This window comes from Pontibacter sp. 13R65, assembly GCF_047525655.1.
Taxonomy (GTDB): Bacteria; Bacteroidota; Bacteroidia; order Cytophagales; family Hymenobacteraceae; genus Pontibacter.
The window spans coordinates 1-1251 of the sequence record NZ_JBLIQL010000055.1 but is presented as its reverse complement, the minus strand read 5'-3'; the positions used below and the strand labels follow the sequence as shown (position 1 = coordinate 1251).

General features: G+C 59.0%; 1 protein-coding gene. It reads left to right on the top strand.

The genetic code is table 11. The annotated features are described in order from the left end of the window. Window positions 1–95: 95 nt before the first annotated feature. On the top strand, window positions 96–1251 hold a 1156-nt coding region (locus tag ACMA1I_RS23270; protein ID WP_337070891.1), incomplete at its 3' end, for a transposase.

Below are 1251 nucleotides of genomic sequence, written 5' to 3'. Positions count from 1 at the left end.
ACATGACTCATCCCGAATTTTAGTTGATTGGGGATAGAAAAGGAAGAACCTCCTGTTAAAGTGGTAGAGATATCACTTAAAGCAGGAGGTTCTTTATGTCTAGACAAGTTAATAACGCAGGCACTGGCAGCGATGTTTTCTCCCTGGCCCGCTTTTTCTCCCATCGTCTCTCCTCTTTTCTGGCTCCCTTCCTCCTCGAGCTAGACCGGCTGCTCGACCGCCGGCTGATCAACACCTTCTCCGGCCTCTGTGAGAGCATCCTCCGTCACCGCACCCGCCCCACCTCGCTGCTTCTGACAGAACTGGGCGAGGTGCTGCTTTCTCCTGCCAAGGCACCGGCCGGAACAAAACGCATTTCCAACCTTTTAAGAAGCCCCCGCTGGCATGCCGGCGTGATAGCCGACTACCTGGCCAGGCAGGCGCAGGCATACGCACAGCAGCTGCTTGAAAAGCAGGAGTTGGTGCTGCTGCTCTGGGATGAGAGCGTGCAGGAAAAGCCCGAGAGCCTGCAGAGCGCGGTAAGAAGCAGCAAGGCCAAACGCCTGCTGCGCATCAAGAGAGGCTACTATGAGCCGCCTACCAGGGAGGCGGTGCATGTGCCGGGGCTGCGCTGGGTGGGGCTTCTGCTCTGTGGCCTCAAAGCCCAGCCCCTGGTGGCCAGCTTCAGGTGGTGGACCAGCCGCGGCAAGCAGGCCACTTCCTTGGCTCAGGTAAAGCTCAGCTTACTCCAGTGGGCAAGGGAGACTTTCGCCTCTGCCGTGCTGCATGTCTTTGACCGGGGCTATGCCTCCAGCCAGTGGCTGGGGCTGCTGCTGGCCAGAAGGGACCGTTTCCTGATGCGCTGGCCCTCGGCCTACAAGCTCCTGGATGTGCTGGGGAGGGTAAAGCGGGCCAGCCTCTTTTCTGTGGGCAGGAAGGCCTCCTCCTCTCAACTGGTGTGGGGCAGGAACAGGAAGTGTCAGCTCAGGCGCAGCCTCTTGTGGATGCCCGGCCTGCACCCCCACTACTTAAGCCAGCCCCTGACACTCATCATCTGTCGGCCTGGCCAGAAAGGACGCCAGCCCTGGTACCTGTTGACCGACGAGGAGGTGAGAAGTGACAAGGATGCTTGGCGGCTGGTGCATGCCTACGCCAGAAGATGGCAGATAGAGCAGAGCTTCCGATTTACCAAGGCAGAACTGGGCATGGAGAGCTGCCGGCTCTGGTTCTGGGAAAACAAGATGAAACTGCTGCAGATTGTCACACTGGTGT